The 15060-nt window shown below is 55.7% G+C and carries 14 protein-coding genes and 1 tRNA gene; 6 read left to right on the top strand and 9 right to left on the bottom strand.

Annotation, left to right across the window (positions count from 1 at the left end; translation table 11 throughout):
• Nucleotides 1–31: 31 nt before the first annotated feature.
• Nucleotides 32–2227 carry a TonB-dependent siderophore receptor gene (locus D4100_RS16145; RefSeq protein ID WP_119804773.1) on the top strand — a complete coding sequence of 732 codons (2196 nt, stop codon included), beginning with the start codon at nucleotides 32–34 and terminating at the stop codon, nucleotides 2225–2227.
• Between the two features lie 56 nt (nucleotides 2228–2283).
• Here D4100_RS16145 and puuE read toward each other — a convergent pair whose 3' ends face one another.
• From puuE to D4100_RS16130, 3 genes are read right to left on the bottom strand one after another with little or no spacing between them, the layout of a single operon-like run.
• Nucleotides 2284–3222, bottom strand: coding sequence for an allantoinase PuuE (gene puuE, locus D4100_RS16140; protein ID WP_073440923.1), 939 nt, complete (start codon nucleotides 3220–3222; stop codon nucleotides 2284–2286).
• 19 nt (nucleotides 3223–3241) lie between these two features.
• On the bottom strand, nucleotides 3242–3985 hold the full coding sequence (hpxA, locus tag D4100_RS16135; RefSeq protein WP_006322407.1) for an allantoin racemase: 744 nt from the start codon (nucleotides 3983–3985) through the stop codon (nucleotides 3242–3244).
• Nucleotides 3982–4731, bottom strand: coding sequence for a GntR family transcriptional regulator (locus D4100_RS16130; protein ID WP_119804772.1), 750 nt, complete (start codon nucleotides 4729–4731; stop codon nucleotides 3982–3984). The genes hpxA and D4100_RS16130 overlap by 4 nt, the downstream gene beginning before the upstream one ends.
• 166 nt (nucleotides 4732–4897) lie before the next feature.
• On the opposite strand from D4100_RS16130, the gene D4100_RS16125 reads away from it, so the two are divergent.
• Complete coding sequence (locus D4100_RS16125) at nucleotides 4898–6358, top strand: NCS1 family nucleobase:cation symporter-1 (protein WP_006322409.1); 1461 nt, start codon at nucleotides 4898–4900, stop codon at nucleotides 6356–6358.
• 46 nt (nucleotides 6359–6404) lie between these two features.
• Here the strand turns inward: D4100_RS16125 and D4100_RS16120 are convergent.
• Nucleotides 6405–6481: transfer RNA gene (locus D4100_RS16120), tRNA-Asp, on the bottom strand.
• 146 nt (nucleotides 6482–6627) lie between these two features.
• The gene (dnaQ, locus tag D4100_RS16115; protein ID WP_006322410.1) at nucleotides 6628–7368 is read right to left on the bottom strand and encodes a DNA polymerase III subunit epsilon; all 741 of its coding nucleotides are present in this window, start codon (nucleotides 7366–7368) and stop codon (nucleotides 6628–6630) included.
• Nucleotides 7369–7440: 72 nt separating this feature from the next.
• On the opposite strand from dnaQ, the gene rnhA reads away from it, so the two are divergent.
• Nucleotides 7441–7908 carry a ribonuclease HI gene (gene rnhA / locus D4100_RS16110; protein ID WP_006322411.1) on the top strand — a complete coding sequence of 156 codons (468 nt, stop codon included), beginning with the start codon at nucleotides 7441–7443 and terminating at the stop codon, nucleotides 7906–7908.
• On the opposite strand, the gene D4100_RS16105 is transcribed toward rnhA, so the two are convergent.
• Nucleotides 7905–8624 (bottom strand): class I SAM-dependent methyltransferase, encoded by a 720-nt coding sequence (locus tag D4100_RS16105; RefSeq protein WP_119804771.1) that lies wholly within the window; start codon nucleotides 8622–8624, stop codon nucleotides 7905–7907. The two genes, rnhA and D4100_RS16105, sit on opposite strands and share 4 nt — an antisense overlap.
• Before the next feature lie 45 nt (nucleotides 8625–8669).
• Between D4100_RS16105 and gloB the strand changes: the two genes are divergently transcribed.
• Together gloB and mltD are read left to right on the top strand one after the other, a co-directional pair.
• On the top strand, nucleotides 8670–9425 hold the full coding sequence (gene gloB, locus D4100_RS16100) for a hydroxyacylglutathione hydrolase (RefSeq protein WP_006322413.1): 756 nt from the start codon (nucleotides 8670–8672) through the stop codon (nucleotides 9423–9425).
• Between the two features lie 71 nt (nucleotides 9426–9496).
• A complete protein-coding gene (gene mltD, locus D4100_RS16095; RefSeq protein WP_193395149.1) occupies nucleotides 9497–10882 on the top strand; it encodes a murein transglycosylase D in 1386 nt (461 codons plus the stop codon).
• Nucleotides 10883–10945: 63 nt separating this feature from the next.
• On the opposite strand, the gene D4100_RS16090 is transcribed toward mltD, so the two are convergent.
• On the bottom strand, nucleotides 10946–11740 hold the full coding sequence (locus D4100_RS16090; protein WP_006322415.1) for an endonuclease/exonuclease/phosphatase family protein: 795 nt from the start codon (nucleotides 11738–11740) through the stop codon (nucleotides 10946–10948).
• A gap of 249 nt (nucleotides 11741–11989) precedes the next feature.
• The gene (locus tag D4100_RS16085; RefSeq protein ID WP_119804770.1) at nucleotides 11990–13165 is read right to left on the bottom strand and encodes an MFS transporter; all 1176 of its coding nucleotides are present in this window, start codon (nucleotides 13163–13165) and stop codon (nucleotides 11990–11992) included.
• A 107-nt stretch (nucleotides 13166–13272) separates the two neighbouring features.
• On the opposite strand from D4100_RS16085, the gene yafC reads away from it, so the two are divergent.
• Entirely contained in the window at nucleotides 13273–14160 is an 888-nt protein-coding gene (gene yafC, locus D4100_RS16080; protein WP_006322417.1) for a DNA-binding transcriptional regulator YafC, read from the top strand.
• A 43-nt stretch (nucleotides 14161–14203) separates the two neighbouring features.
• On the opposite strand, the gene dkgB is transcribed toward yafC, so the two are convergent.
• Nucleotides 14204–15007 (bottom strand): 2,5-didehydrogluconate reductase DkgB, encoded by an 804-nt coding sequence (gene dkgB, locus D4100_RS16075; RefSeq protein WP_119804769.1) that lies wholly within the window; start codon nucleotides 15005–15007, stop codon nucleotides 14204–14206.
• Nucleotides 15008–15060 lie beyond the last annotated feature (53 nt).

The following is a 15060-nucleotide window of genomic DNA, read 5'->3' as shown; positions in this document are numbered from 1 at the left end:
CACCAACATGGGAACACTGGAAAAAATAACGATGAAACGCAGACACCTTTGGGTATTGAACCCTTGCATGCTGGCGATGCTTGCGCCGGCTGCCTGGGCAGAAGAACAAAAAAGCGAAGATCAAATGGTGGTATCCGCCAGCCGCTCGCACCGCAGCGTGACAGAGATGGCGCAAACCACCTGGGTGATTGAAAGCCAGGAAATTGAGCAACAGGTCCAGGGCGGCAAGGAAATCAAAGATATTCTGGCGCAACTGATCCCAGGTATGGATGTCAGCAGCCAGGGCCGTACCAACTACGGCATGAACATGCGCGGCCGTTCGATGATGGTGATGATCGACGGCGTGCGTTTGAATTCTTCGCGCAGCGACAGCCGCCAGTTGGATTCCATCGATCCGTTCAACATCGAACACATTGAGGTGATTTCCGGCGCCACCTCGCTGTATGGCGGCGGCAGCACCGGCGGCCTGATCAATATCGTCACCAAGAAAGGGCAAAAAGAGAAGCAGGTTGAGCTGCAGCTGGGCGGGAAAACCGGTTTCGGCGGCCATAATGATCACGACGAGAATGTGTCGGCAGCGGTCAGCGGCGGCAACGACAACGCTTCGGGCCGCCTGTCGCTCTCCTATCAGCGTTACGGCGGTTGGTACGACGGCAAAGGCAATGAGGTGTTGATTGATAACACCCAGACCGGACTGCAATATTCCGATCGCATCGACGTGATGGGTACCGGCACCATTAACATTGACGATCACCAACAGTTGCAAGTGACGACGCAGTATTTCAACAGTGAGTCAGACGGCAAGCACGGTCTGTATCTGGGGAAAGATTTCTCGGCCGTGACCGGTGCAGGCCAGGCCTCCAACGGCAGCAACCTGAATTCGGATCGCATACCGGGCACCGAACGCCACCTGATTAACCTGCAGTATTCCAACACCGATTTCTGGGGTCAGGATTTGGTGGCGCAGGTCTATTATCGCGACGAGTCGCTGACCTTCTACCCGTTCCCGACGCTGGCCGGCGGCAAGGTCACCAGCATCGGCGCTTCACAGCAAAAAACCGATTTTTACGGCGGCAAACTGACGCTGAACAGCAAACCGATTGACGCCCTGACGCTGACTTACGGCGTCGACGCCGAGCATGAAAGCTTCAACGCCAACCAGCAGTTCTTCAATCTGGCCAAGGCGCAGCAGTCCGGCGGTATGACGCTGGAAAATGCCTATAACGTCGGCCGCTATCCTGGCTATACCACCACCAACCTGGCGCCGTTCCTGCAGGCCAGCTACGACATCGACCCGATGTTTACCCTCAGTGGCGGTGTACGTTATCAATACACCGAGAACAAGGTGGACGACTTTGTCGGCTATGCGCAGCAACAAGGGATCGCCAACGGTCTGGCGAACTCCGCCGATGCGGTGCCGGGCGGCAAAACCGACTACAACAACGTTTTGTTCAACGCCGGTTTACTGGCCCACCTGACCGAACGTCAGCAGGCGTGGTTCAACTTCTCGCAAGGCTTTGAGATCCCGGATCTGGCGAAGTATTACGGTTCGGGCACCTATAAGCTGGTCGACGGGCATTATCAGTTGCAGAAGAGCGTCAACGTTAATGACTCCAAGCTGGAAGGCATCAAGGTTAACTCCTACGAGTTGGGCTGGCGTTATACCGGCGATAACTTGCGTACCCAGGTCGCTGCCTACTACTCGCTGTCGGATAAAACCATCTCGATCAACAAAACCGACATGACCATCAACCTGGATTCGGATAAACGCCGGATTTACGGGGTGGAAGGTGCGGTGGATTACTTCTTCGATAACAGCGAATGGAGCACCGGCACCACCTTTAACCTGATCAAATCGGAAACCAAAACCGACGGCAAGTGGGAAAAGCTGACGGTCGACACCGCCAGTCCGTCGAAAGCCACCGCCTACGTCAATTGGGCTCCGGGCGACTGGAATCTTCGTATGCAGTCGCAGCAAACGTTCGACGTATCGGATGCCGACGGCAATAAAATCAACGGGTACAACACCCTCGATTTCCTCGGCAGCTACGCGTTGCCGGTGGGGAAAGTCAGCTTCAGCGTGGAAAACCTGCTGGACAAGAATTACACCACCGTCTGGGGCCAGCGCGCACCGATCCTTTACAGCCCAACCTACGGCTCACCAGAGCTGTACAGCTATAAAGGCCGTGGCCGTACCTTTGGTCTGAACTACTCAGTGCTGTTCTGATCCTGCTCAGGGCGCCTCTACGGCGCCCAACGTCAATCGACCCGTGCCGACACGGGTTATTTTTTGAAAGGGTGCTGCGCCACCCAATGCTCGGCGATATCCTGCCGCCGGCATACCCAGACCCGATCGTGCTGCTCGACATAATCCAGGAACCGCTGCAACGCGCGGAACTTGCCCGGACGCCCCAGTAACCGGCAGTGCATGCCTATCGACAGCATCTTCGGCGACGTTTCCCCTTCGGCATACAGTACGTCAAAGCTGTCTTTCAGGTAGGTATAGAATTGCTCGCCGGTATTAAAGCCCTGCGGCGAAGCAAAGCGCATATCATTGGCCTCAAGCGTGTAGGGCACGATCAGATGCGGTTTTTTTTCGCCATTGGCGCACTGCACTTCGGTCCAGAACGGCAGGTCGTCGCCATAATAGTCGCTGTCGTACAGCAAACCGCCTTGTTCCACCACCAGCCTGCGGGTATTCGGGCTGTCGCGGCCGGTATACCAGCCGAGCGGCGCCTTGCCGAACAGATCGCTCAGTACCGAGATCGCCCGCTGCATATGCTGCCGTTCGGTCGCTTCATCCATATTCTGATAGTGGATCCAGCGCCAGCCGTGGCTGACCACATCATAATTGGCGTTTTTGATCGCCTCGACCACCAGCGGATTGCGCGCCAGCGCCATCGCCACGCCAAACACCGTCAACGGCAGACCGCGGCGTTGGAATTCATTATGGATACGCCAGAACCCGGCTCGTGACCCGTACTCGTACAGCGACTCCATCGACATATGTCGTTCGGGGTAGCTGGCCGCGCCAATGATATCGGACAGGAACTGTTCGGAACCAGCGTCGCCATGCAGCACGTTGTTTTCCGCGCCCTCTTCGTAGTTGAGTACAAACTGTACGGCGATACGCGCCTGCCCCGGCCAGCGGGCATGCGGCGGCCGGCCGCCATACCCCATCAAATCGCGGGGATACTCTTGATTGAAGTCATACTCTTTCATCGCCGTTTCCCTCTACCTATTACCCGTTAAAACTGCCAAACATGCCGGACAAGGGTTTGACCAGCGGGAAATCCAGATCGCCGTGCTTGCTGGTGCTCAGGCCCAGCGCATGCAGCGACTCGATCATTTTCACCGCAGCGCTGACGCCGTCGATCACCGGGATCCCCAGTTCCTGCGTCAGTTCGCGAGCCAAATCGGCCATACCGCCACAGCCGAGCACGATCGCCCCGCTGCCGTCGTGCCGTATTGCTTCAATGCACTGTTCGCGTACTTTTTGCTGGGCCAGGCCGCTGCCATCTTCCAGAGCCAGCACCGGCAGATCGATAGCGTGCAGCGCGGCACAGTGGCGCTCAAACCCATATTGATGCAGTAAGTGGCGCGCAATGGTCAATGTGCGCGGCAGTGTGGTGACGATAGAAAAGCGCGTCGCCACCAGCGTCGCCATATGCATGGCCGCCTCGGCGATGCCAACCACCGGCCGGCTTGCCAGTTCGCGCGCCGCCAGCAGGCCCGGATCGCCAAAACAGGCAATGATATGGCCGCTGACGCCGGCTTCGCGGCCGAGTTTGACCTGTTGCAGCACCCCGATCGCAGCAATCGCTTCGTCGAAATGGCCTTCTATCGACGGCGCCCCCTCTTGCGGACAAACCGCCAGGATCTCGGTACCCGGCGCGGCCACGGCGCGGGCTGCATCGGCAATGGTCGCCGTCATTGCCCGGCTGGTGTTCGGGTTGATAACCTGGATGATGCAATCGGCGGTCATAAAGGCTCCTGCAAACCGGTCTTGGCAAAAATACGGGCGAAATCAGGCGTTTCATCCGCACCGTCATTAAATCTCAGGTTCGCCACAATATCGTCAAAATGGCGGGCCATGTGCTCTACCAGCGCCGTGCAGTCCTTGCGGAGCAACAGCGCCAGCAGATCGCTGTGATCATGACAACGGCAGCCCTGCTGCCAGGGTGCGCCGTAAACGGCAATCACCAGTGATGAGCGCAGCGTGAGCTGAGAAACCATTTCGGTCAGTACGTGATTGCCGGCTATCGCCTGTAATTGAACGTGAAACGCGGCAGACAGACGAATGGCCGCAGCGCCGTCCTGATCGCGGTGCGCCTGCTGTTCCTGCGCCACGATGCCTTCCATCGCCAGCAGATGTTCTTCGCGACAAGCGGCAACCACCCGCGGCAAATTGGCGCACTCCAGCATTTTGCGCGTCTGGAAAACGTTCGCCGCCTCATCCTGCCCCGGCGTTGTCACCAGTGCACCACGCTTGGGCAAATGCGTAACCAGCTGCACTGCGGCAAGGCGCTGCAGCACCCGACGGATCCCGGTGCGGCTGACGCCAAAGGTCTCCGCCAACGCCTCTTCCGGCAATTTGCTGCCGGGCAGCAGCCGGTGTTCGACAATCGCCTTCACCAGCTCGTTGTAAATATGATCGTCTTTATCTTCAGTGAAATAAGTGGCTTGTTGCCCGAGCCACGCGGCGTTGGCGCCGATCGTCGTGCCGACCATTTTGCTGCTCCCTGTACCGTTAGAGAATCAAATCGTATACAAGATGCAGATATTTTGTATACAAAAAAGAACAATATGGCCTGAATCCTGCAAAAGCCTTCTCAGCAATCTTTGCCAAAAAACAGATAACCACATCCGGGTAACGTTCTTGAGAGGAGCACGATTTATGCCAAACCCTAATGAAAATTACAGCCCAAAGCTGTGTAACGACGATCTGGCGCCAACGCGCGATCAAAACTGGAGCTGGTACAACATATTTTCCTTCTGGATGTCGGATGTGCACAGCATGGGCGGCTATGTGGTAGCCGCCAGCTTCTTCGCTCTCGGTCTGTCAAGCTGGCAGGTACTGATTTGCCTGCTGGTGGGGATCTGCATCGTGCAGTTTTGCGCCAACCTGGTCGCCAAACCCAGCCAGCTCGGCGGCGTGCCTTACGCCGTGCTGAGCCGCCAGGCGTTTGGCGTGTTCGGCGCCAATATTCCGGCGGTGATCCGCGGGATGATCGCCTTCGCCTGGTACGGTATACAAACCTATCTGGCTTCCAATGCGCTGATGCTGACGTTGCTGAAATTCTTCCCGTCGCTGGAGCCGATGACCCAACCGCATTTCCTCGGGCTGTCGCAGCTTGGCTGGGTTTGCTACATCACCATGTGGCTATTGCAGGCAATGGTGTTCTGGCACGGCATGGCGGCGATTAAGCGCTTTATCGATATCGCCGGGCCGGCGGTGTATGTGGTGATGTTCGCTTTAGCCGGTTGGATTGTATACCGCGTCGGTTTCTCCAACCTTTCCCTCACGCTGGCGAGCAAAAACCTGAGCGCCGGTGAGCAGGGCTGGCTGATGCTGACCGCCACTGCGCTGGTAGTGTCTTACTTCTCCGGCCCGCTGCTGAATTTCGGTGACTTTACCCGCTACGGCAAAAGCTTTGCCGAGGTGCAGCGCGGCAATCGCTGGGGCCTGCCGTTCAACTATCTGCTGTTCTCCCTGGTCACCGTGGTGATCGTTTCCGGCACCCTGCCGCTGTTCGGTCAGTTGATCACCGATCCGATCGAAACCGTCACCCGGCTCGACAGCGATATCGCCGTGGCTCTTGGCCTGCTGACCATGATTGTCGCCACCATCGGCATCAATATCGTGGCCAACTTTGTGTCGCCGGCGTTTGATTTCTCCAACTGTTCGCCGCAGAAAATCAGCTTCCGCACCGGCGGGATGATCGCCGCCGTAGGTTCTTTCCTGCTGACGCCCTGGAATCTGTTCCAGTCACCCGAGCTGATCCACTACACGCTGGACGTGCTGGCGGCCTTTATCGGCCCGTTGTTCGGTATTTTGCTGGTGGATTTTTACATCATCAAACGCGGCAAGCTGCACGTCGACGATTTGTACAACGCTACGCCAGAGGGGCGTTACTGGTATAAGAACGGTTTTAACCCGAACGCCATCTGGGCGCTGGTTCCGTCGGTGATTATCGGGCTGGCGATCAGCTTTACGCCCAGCCTGCATGAGGTGGCTAACTTTAGCTGGTTTATCGGCGCCGCACTGGGTGGGGGATGCTATCGGATCATTGCCCGCCGCGAATGGGCAGCCAATCAGTCGGTAACCTTTGCCAAGACGCAATTGAGCAAAGATTAAAAACAACGAAGCCCTGAGTTATCGCTAACTCAGGGCTTCTTAATGTTGGCGGAACGGACGGGGCTCGAACCCGCGACCCCCTGCGTGACAGGCAGGTATTCTAACCAACTGAACTACCGCTCCGCGCCGTTCAACTCTTGCGAGAGGAACGAGGCGCATATTACGGTTGAGTTTCTGTTGCGTCAATGCCTTTTTCTTACGAAATTAACCGTTTGCGCAGTTTTTCAGCTAAGGCGCCTGAAAGGCGCGTTTTCATGCCGGGAACGCCGTTATTCCGCTTCCGCACGCCACAGGCAACTGCCGCCTTTTTTCGCCACCAAATCCAGCCGTGCCTCATGGGCCACCACTTCTGCATCGCTGGCATAGACCACTTTCATTGCCGTCGCCGGGCGGACGATACGCTGTATATCCTGCGTCGAGTCGTTATGTTGCGTGTCGCCTTCCATCTGAAACGCCATCGACGTCTGGCCACCGGTCATTGCCAGATAAACTTCAGCCAGGATCTCGGCATCGAGCAATGCGCCGTGCAGCGTACGCTTGCTGTTGTCTATCTCATAACGGCCGCACAGGGCGTCAAGGTTGTTGCGCTTGCCCGGGAACAGGCGGCGCGCCATTAACAGGCTGTCGGTGATGGTGCAGAAGGTGTCGGTCTTCGGGAGCCCCTTTTGCAACATGCGGAATTCGTGATCCATAAAGCCGATGTCGAACGACGCATTATGAATGACTAATTCACCGCCGCGGATGAATTCGATGAACTCATCGGCAATTTGGTCAAACGTGGGTTTATCCGCCAGGAACTCATCGCTGATACCGTGAACCCCGTAGGCCTCCGGATCTACCAGCCGGTCTGGTTTGACGTAAACGTGGTAGTGGCGACCGGTCAGGCGGCGGTTAATCACTTCCACTGCACCAATTTCAATGATGCGGTGGCCTTCGTAATGCACCCCGAGTTTGTTCATACCGGTGGTTTCGGTATCGAGGACAATCTGTCTGGTGGTTGTAGAGATCATATTGCAGTGCTCACAGCGCTCGTTTATGTCAGACTTGGCTTTTATAAAACTGATAGGAAGAGTCTACCAGAGATGCTCAAACAGGTAGAAATTTTCACCGACGGCTCCTGCCTTGGCAACCCGGGCCCCGGTGGCTACGGCGCAATACTGCGCTATAAACAGGTTGAGAAAACCTTCAGTGCGGGCTACCGCCTGACCACCAACAATCGCATGGAGCTGATGGCGGCGATTGTCGCACTCGAAGCCCTGACCACCCCCTGTGAAGTGACGCTGAGTACCGACAGCCAATATGTGCGTCAGGGCATTACCAGTTGGATCCATAACTGGAAAAAGCGTGGCTGGAAAACCGCCGATAAAAAACCGGTCAAAAATGTCGATCTTTGGCAGCGTTTGGACCTGGCTATTCAGACCCACACCATCAAGTGGGAATGGGTCAAAGGCCACGCCGGCCACCCGGAGAACGAACGCTGCGACGTGCTGGCACGCGATGCGGCAGGCAACCCCACGCAGGATGACGTGGGTTACAAACCGGAAAATTAAGGCAGTTTGCGGTAACTCTTGGTCGCGCCGACGGCGCGGCTGAGAGCCGGTTTTCTGGCCCCGACCTTCATCGGCGTTGGGGTCAGCGGCAAGGTGCGTTTACGTGCGACAATCACGCTCATGCACCCCAGCGCCGGCAAATGCGTACTTAAAAACGACCCGCCCTTGCGCTGCCACGGCAGTACATGAAAACGCGCCTGATGCAGCACTTCATAATTCAACAGGCTGAGCCAGTCCAACAGGCGCATTTGGGTAAACATGCGGCTGACATAGGGCTGACGATGGCGTAATCCGGGTACCAGCTTGCCCAATCCCAACAGGCTGAACGGGTTGAAGCTGCTGATCACCAGCCAGCCGTCATCGATCAACACGCGATCGACTTCGCGCAGCATACGGTGCGGATCGTCGGCATAAGACAGCGTATGCGCCAGCAGGCAGGCATCCACCGATTTGGCGGCGAAAGGCAATTGGTAGGCATCCGCAAGCACCTGCAGGTTTTCCCCTTTCAGGCTCACATTCACCTGATGCGAAATGGCGCACTTGTCGGTCGCCAGACCGGCGCTGAGGTTACCGAGTTTCAGCAGGTGAAAACCGAACAGCTTCGACCACCAGGGTTGCAACTGGCGCTCGAGCGCCTCACGATAGTATTCCCCCCACGGCATCTCTGCCCAAGACTGTGGGCCGGCGAGCTTTTCTAAAGTATGGGCTGGTTTCATGATTTATTATCTTCTTTCAAGCCGTTGCCAACATGAGGGTCCAACATGAATCTTATCAGCATTCCCGCCTTCCAGGACAATTACATTTGGTTATTGGATAACCAACAAGGGCATTGCGTCCTGGTCGATCCCGGCGAAGCGCAGCCAGCGCTTGACGCGTTGGAGCGCCTGAATCTGACCCCTGATGCCATTCTGCTGACCCACCATCATCACGATCACGTCGGCGGCGTAGCGCAAATTGCGGCGCGCTATCCGGGCTTGAAGGTCTATGGCCCGCAGGAAACGGCCGACAAAGGAACAAATCACATCGTTCATGACGGTGAAACGATCGAAATCAACGGCCGCCAATACGCCGTTATCGCGGTTCCCGGACATACGCTGGGCCATGTGGCATTCTATAGCGCACCTTATCTGTTCTGTGGAGACACGATTTTCTCTGCCGGCTGCGGCAGGCTGTTTGAAGGGACGGCCGAACAAATGTACAACGCTTTTCAACAACTCGCGCAACTTCCCGATAACACCTTAATTTGCTGCGCGCATGAATATACTCTTTCAAATCTTAAGTTTGCGCGGGCTATTTTGCCGGAAGATCGAGAGATTGAAACATATCAACAACAAGTCGAAGCGTTAAGGGCAAAAGGCTACCCCAGCATCCCTGCAAAGCTACAAACAGAGCGTAAAATTAACCTATTTTTACGATGCCATGACACTGATTTACAAAAGAAATTAGGCTTCCACACGCCACCGGACCACCTTCATTCGGTTTTTTCCGAATTACGCCTGCGGAAAGATAACTTCTGAGCTTTTAGTTGTGTTATTTGACGAAGCAAAGTATGATTGCTCGTCTTTTAAGCAACTATATTGACACACACATGAAGGCTAAAGCGATATTTCTCGCCTCAGTCTTGCTAGTGGGGTGCCAGTCATCCAGGCAGGATGCACCGGCTCCAGAACAGCATGCACAGAGTTTGTCTTCGGCAGGTCAAGAAGGTGAAGCAGGAGAGTACACAGCGAATGGTCGAGCGAGCTCGGCGCGGTGGCTAGATAACAATAGTGGTGCCGCGCAACAGAACCTGTGGAACTTCATTAGCGACGAGCTGAAGATGGAGGTTCCGGAAAATTCCCGGATCCGTGATCAAAAAAGAAAGTACCTAAAAAGTAAGAGCTATCTCCACGATGTAACATTACGGGCAGAGCCGTACATGTACTGGATAGTCGGGCAGATTAAGAAACGCAATATGCCGATGGAACTGGTACTGCTACCCATAGTGGAGAGCGCTTTTGACCCACACGCCACGTCAAGTGCCAACGCCGCAGGGCTATGGCAAATCGTGCCGCAAACGGGTCGTAATTATGGTTTGAAAAACAACCAGTGGTATGACGGGCGACGCGATGTCGTGGCCTCGACGACTGCTGCGCTTGATATGATGCAGTATTTGAACCGCATGTTTAACGGTGACTGGTTATTGACCGTTGCCGCTTATAACAGTGGTGAAGGCCGGGTCATGCAAGCGGTTAAGGCAAATAAACGCCAGGGTAAGCCAACCAATTTCTGGGCATTGTCGCTTCCGCGTGAAACGTCAATTTATGTCCCGAAAATGTTGGCGCTGAGCGAGATCATCAAAAACAGCAAGCAGTACGGTATCAATCTGCCAAAGACTGATAACACCCGTGCACTGGCTCGTATTGATGTCGGACAGCAAATACAGTTAACTCAGGCGGCTGAGATGGCTGGGCTTTCACTTACCAAGATGAAAGCTTATAACCCAGGCTACAAAAAAGGCGTTACGGCACCCAACGGGCCCCATTACATCATGGTTCCTAAAGGCAATGCCGATCAGCTGAAAGACTCGCTGGCCGATGGCCAGATCGCGGTGACTCAGCCAACTTCACAGTTGGCGAAGAACAGCGGCTTGTCTGGTGGTGGCTCGTATAAAGTGCGCTCCGGCGATACGGTATCGGGCATTGCCAAGCGGTTGAATATTAAAACCAGCGATTTGCAGAGTTGGAACAACTTACGTGCCAAGAGCGCTTTAAAAGTTGGGCAAACCCTGCAAGTGGCCAGCAACACTGACAGTAACAGCAGTATCACCTATCAGGTTCGTAAAGGTGATTCGCTTGCCAGTATTGCACGTCGTCATCGCGTCGATATTACCGACGTGATGCGTTGGAATTCAACGCTAGGCAAAGGCAGCAGCCTGCAACCCGGTTTGAAACTGACCTTGTTTGTAAGCAACAAAATGTCGCCGGATACCTAAATTTCCGGCACAAAAAAAGCACCCTTCGGGGTGCTTTTTTATTGTCTGAAAGCTGAGCGAACATTACCAATGCGGCTTGTCTGCCTCGGGATGAAACTCCACCAGCAGAGGATTATGATCCGAAGCGCTGGTCACCAGTACGGAGGCCTCCGCAACCCCCATATTGCGATAGAACACAAAGTCCAATGGACGACCAAAGGCTTTACGGCGGTGATCGTCGGTGAAATTCACCTCACGCAGCGCCATATCGCTGGCGAACTGATACAGCGCATTGATTCGTTTGCGGCTCCAGGCATTAAAATCCCCGGCCATGATCACCGGCCCATGGTGAGAGGCGATCTGCTCACCGATTGGCCCCAATTGCTTACTGTATATGTCCACGCCCAGGCTAAAATTCACCGCATGGATGTTTACTACCATCAGCAGTTGGCCGTTAAACAGCGGGTAGACGGTGATCAACGCCGACTTGGCTAACCGCAGCAGCGGTTCACGCTCACGCAACGGGCAGCAGTAAACCGGGTGTGCCGCCGCCAGCGTCATCACGCCTGATGGATGTTGAGGCAGCGCAAATGCCGGCACCTGATCGGCCGCCAGGTAGTTGGCCGTGGCAAAGCTCACCAGTTCAGGCGTGGTTTGCGCTTCTTGCAGCAGCACCAGCTGTGCATCCTTGCCATAGTTTTTCAGCACCGAGAGCCAGTCTGCCCGTTGCTGTTTAAAGATATTCCACACCATGACCCGCAACGCGCCCGCCGTGGGCAATGCGGCCCCGGGCGGCAGCGGCTGATTAATGGCGCCAGGGAAAATTCGCTCAACTGGCTGGCCTGCAACATACCTCATTGCATAAGTTCGTTTCGGCACGCTATTCGCCTATTTCCCATGAGGATGAAACTGACGGTGACATTCCCGCCAACAATGAATCGATTATACGCCTGCCCTCACCTGCTGGCATGGCTTTTACGGGGTATCTCCTTTTCAGTTATAGGGGCGTGAACCAAGGAGTTCAATGTTCTGACAGTATATGTATGTAAAGGTTAGCGGCGATGAGTGAGAAATGCGAAAAGGCCCGCAAAATGAAATGCGGGCCTGAATAACGGGAGTGCCTGGGTATCAGACTGGCTGCTGCCGGTACTTCTTATCCAGACGCCCGCTGAGGCCAACCAGCAACAGTGCCACCAGCACGATCAGCGCGCCAATCCACGGGGTTTGCGTCAATCCCAGGGTAGCGACGGTCTGGCCGCCAATCACCGATCCCAACGCAATGCCCACGTTAAATGCCGCAATATTTAGGCCGGAAGCGACATCCACTGCGTTCGGCGTGTACTGCTCGGCTTTTTGCACCACATACACCTGCAAGCCAGGAACGTTACCAAAGGCAAACACCCCCATGACGATCACCGTTATCAGCGCGGCAATGCTGTGGCCGGCAGTGAACTGGAATACCAGCAACAAAGCGGCCAACACGGCAAAGATAAAACTCAGCGCGCGCACGGCGCCATGACGATCCGCCAGTTTGCCCCCCCAGATGTTACCAATCGCCACAGCAATGCCATAGGCCAGCAGGATCCAGCTTACCGCCGGTGCGGAGAAACCCGCCAGTTCCTGCATCATGGGTGCCAGGAAGGTAAAGGTGGTGAATACGCCGCCGTAACCGAGGGCAGTGATGGCGTAGATAAGCAACAAGCGCGGATGAGTCAGCACTTTAAACTGCTCGCCGATACTGGCGCTGGCCTGATTCTTGATATTGTTGGGTACCAGAATGATGCTGGCCACGGTAGCAATAGCGCCAATCAGTGATACCGCCAGGAAGGTTTCACGCCAGCCGAAGTGCTGACCGATAAAGGTCCCCAACGGCACCCCGGTCACCAGCGCTACGGTCAGGCCGCCGAACATGATGGCGATCGCCGAGGCAGCCTTATCTTTCGCCACCAGGCCGGTCGCGATAGTAGAGCCGATTGAGAAGAATACACCGTGCGCCAGGCCGGTCAGCAGGCGGGCAACCACCAGCGACTCATAGCCTGGTGCCTGCCAGGCCAGCAGGTTGCCGAGAGTGAACAGCACCATGAGGCCGATCAGCAATAGCTTGCGCGGTACGCGACCGGTTAAGGCCGTCAGCACCGGAGCGCCAATCGCCACGCCGATAGCATAAATGGTTACCAGCAGCCCGGCAGAGGGCACTGTCACGCCAAGTTGCTCTGCGATAGTCGGGATCAAGCCGACTATCACAAACTCCGTGGTGCCGATAGCAAAGGCACTGATGGTCAATGCAAGTAATGCGAGAGGCATGTTTATTTACTCCAAATAGCGTTCAGGTTGATGACGGCTATTATCTGCTCATGCTTAAATGATAAAAATGCTCAAAGTTTCAAATTAATTTTGCCAATGGAGCAACAATGAAGGCCAATTCTGATGAGTTGATCACTTTTGTCACCGTGGTGGAAAGCGGCAGTTTCAGCCGGGCGGCCGAGCGGCTGGAACAGGCCAACTCGGTGGTCAGCCGCACGGTCAAGAAGCTGGAATCCAAGCTGGGTGTAACGCTGCTAAATCGCACTACGCGGCAAATCAGCCTGACGCAGGAAGGGGAAAACTATTTCCGCCAGGTGCAGAAGGTACTGAGCGATATGGCGGCGGCAGAAAATGCGCTGATGGAGAGCCGCCAGCGCCCGCAGGGGCTGCTGCGCATCGACGCCGCTACGCCGGTGGTGCTGCACGTATTGACGCCGCTGGTGGCAGAGTTCAGGGCTCGTTACCCGGAGATGTCGCTTTCCCTGGTGTCGTCAGAGAACTTTATCAATCTGATTGAACGTAAGGTGGATATCGCCATCCGCGTGGGTGAACTGAGCGACTCCAGCCTGAAGGCTCGTAAACTGATGACCAGCTATCGGCGCGTGCTGGCCTCCCCCGCCTATCTGGCGCAGTACGGCACGCCGCAGACGGTAGAGGCGTTGGAACAGCATTGCTGTATCGGTTTTAACGATCTGCCCAGCCTGAACCGCTGGCCGCTGGCCTGTGCCGACGGTCGTCAACTGGAAATCACGCCAGGGCTGACCACCAACAGCGGTGAAACCCAGCGTCACCTGTGCCTGCACGGTAACGGCATTGCCTGCCTGTCGGATTTTATGATCGATGCGGATATCGAACGCGGCAATCTGGTGCCGATTTTGGTGAAAGAGACTCTGCCGGTAGCTATGCCGATCAATGCGGTGTATTACAGCGACAGTGCGGTCAGCAACCGCCTGCGCAGCTTTATCGACTTTGTCAGCGAACGTCTGGCGCAATAAAAAAGGCGCCCCTTGGGCGCCCTGATGCAAATGTTCCGGAACATTAATCCCAGTTCGGTGCCAGGCCTTCCGGGCTGACCAAACGGCCATTGCTTTCCAGCGTGGCGATCTCCGCCATCTCTTCTGCAGTCAACGTCAACTGCTGTGCCAGCAGGTTGCTCGCCAGGTTTTCACGCTTGGTGGAAGAAGGGATCACCGCGTAACCCAGTTGCAGCGCCCAGGCCAGAATAACCTGCGCCGGGGTCGCGTTGCGCCGCGTCGCGATAGCCTTGATGGTTTCATCCTGCAGCGCTTTGCCATAGGCCAGCGTCATGTAGGAGGTGACGGCAATGCCGTGCTGCTGGGCAAACTCAACCACCTGACGGTTCTGCAGATACGGGGACAGCTCAATTTGGTTAGTCGCGATCTGCTCTGCACCCACGGCATCGATCGCCTGCTGCATCAGGTCCAGGGTGAAGTTGGACACCCCTATTTGGCGCGTCAGCCCCAGTTTTTTGGCTTCCAGCAACTCAGCCATAAACTCGGCAACGGGGACTTCTCCATTGGGTGATGGCCAGTGGATCAGCGTCAAATCAACGTAACCCGTTTGCAGTTTGCTCAGGCTCTCTTGCAGGCTCGGGATCAACTTGCCCTTCGCCAGATTGGCGATCCAAATCTTGGTGGTGATGAACAACTCGTCACGCGGTATGCCGCTGGCGGCAATTGCCTGGCCCACCGCCGCTTCGTTTTCGTAGATCTGCGCAGTATCAATCACGCGATAACCCAATTCCAGCGCAGTGCTGACCGAGTCGATCACGACCTGATCCTGAAGACGGAAAGTGCCTAAACCAAATGCAGGGATGCTCATAACTTTATTCTCTCATTAAGATGTTGATACGATATGGGAGGATTATGGCAACT

Origin of the sequence: Serratia inhibens (assembly GCF_003591175.1) — a bacterium.
Taxonomy (GTDB): domain Bacteria; phylum Pseudomonadota; class Gammaproteobacteria; order Enterobacterales; family Enterobacteriaceae; genus Serratia; species Serratia inhibens.
This window is presented reverse-complemented; position numbering and strand designations above follow the sequence as displayed.

What these genes read in the sequence shown, in the direction of transcription:
- D4100_RS16085 (WP_119804770.1), bottom strand. Translation starts at nt 13,165, where the DNA reads ATGCCTCTCGCATTACTTGCATTGACCATCAGTGCCTTTGCTATCGGC.
- dnaQ (WP_006322410.1), bottom strand. Translation starts at nt 7,368, where the DNA reads ATGATCTCTACAACCACCAGACAGATTGTCCTCGATACCGAAACCACC.
- puuE (WP_073440923.1), bottom strand. Translation starts at nt 3,222, where the DNA reads ATGAAAGAGTATGACTTCAATCAAGAGTATCCCCGCGATTTGATGGGG.
- D4100_RS16125 (WP_006322409.1), top strand. Translation starts at nt 4,898, where the DNA reads ATGCCAAACCCTAATGAAAATTACAGCCCAAAGCTGTGTAACGACGAT.
- gloB (WP_006322413.1), top strand. Translation starts at nt 8,670, where the DNA reads ATGAATCTTATCAGCATTCCCGCCTTCCAGGACAATTACATTTGGTTA.
- D4100_RS16145 (WP_119804773.1), top strand. Translation starts at nt 32, where the DNA reads ATGAAACGCAGACACCTTTGGGTATTGAACCCTTGCATGCTGGCGATG.
- hpxA (WP_006322407.1), bottom strand. Translation starts at nt 3,985, where the DNA reads ATGACCGCCGATTGCATCATCCAGGTTATCAACCCGAACACCAGCCGG.
- rnhA (WP_006322411.1), top strand. Translation starts at nt 7,441, where the DNA reads ATGCTCAAACAGGTAGAAATTTTCACCGACGGCTCCTGCCTTGGCAAC.
- D4100_RS16130 (WP_119804772.1), bottom strand. Translation starts at nt 4,731, where the DNA reads ATGGTCGGCACGACGATCGGCGCCAACGCCGCGTGGCTCGGGCAACAA.
- dkgB (WP_119804769.1), bottom strand. Translation starts at nt 15,007, where the DNA reads ATGAGCATCCCTGCATTTGGTTTAGGCACTTTCCGTCTTCAGGATCAG.
- mltD (WP_193395149.1), top strand. Translation starts at nt 9,497, where the DNA reads ATGAAGGCTAAAGCGATATTTCTCGCCTCAGTCTTGCTAGTGGGGTGC.
- yafC (WP_006322417.1), top strand. Translation starts at nt 13,273, where the DNA reads ATGAAGGCCAATTCTGATGAGTTGATCACTTTTGTCACCGTGGTGGAA.
- D4100_RS16105 (WP_119804771.1), bottom strand. Translation starts at nt 8,624, where the DNA reads ATGAAACCAGCCCATACTTTAGAAAAGCTCGCCGGCCCACAGTCTTGG.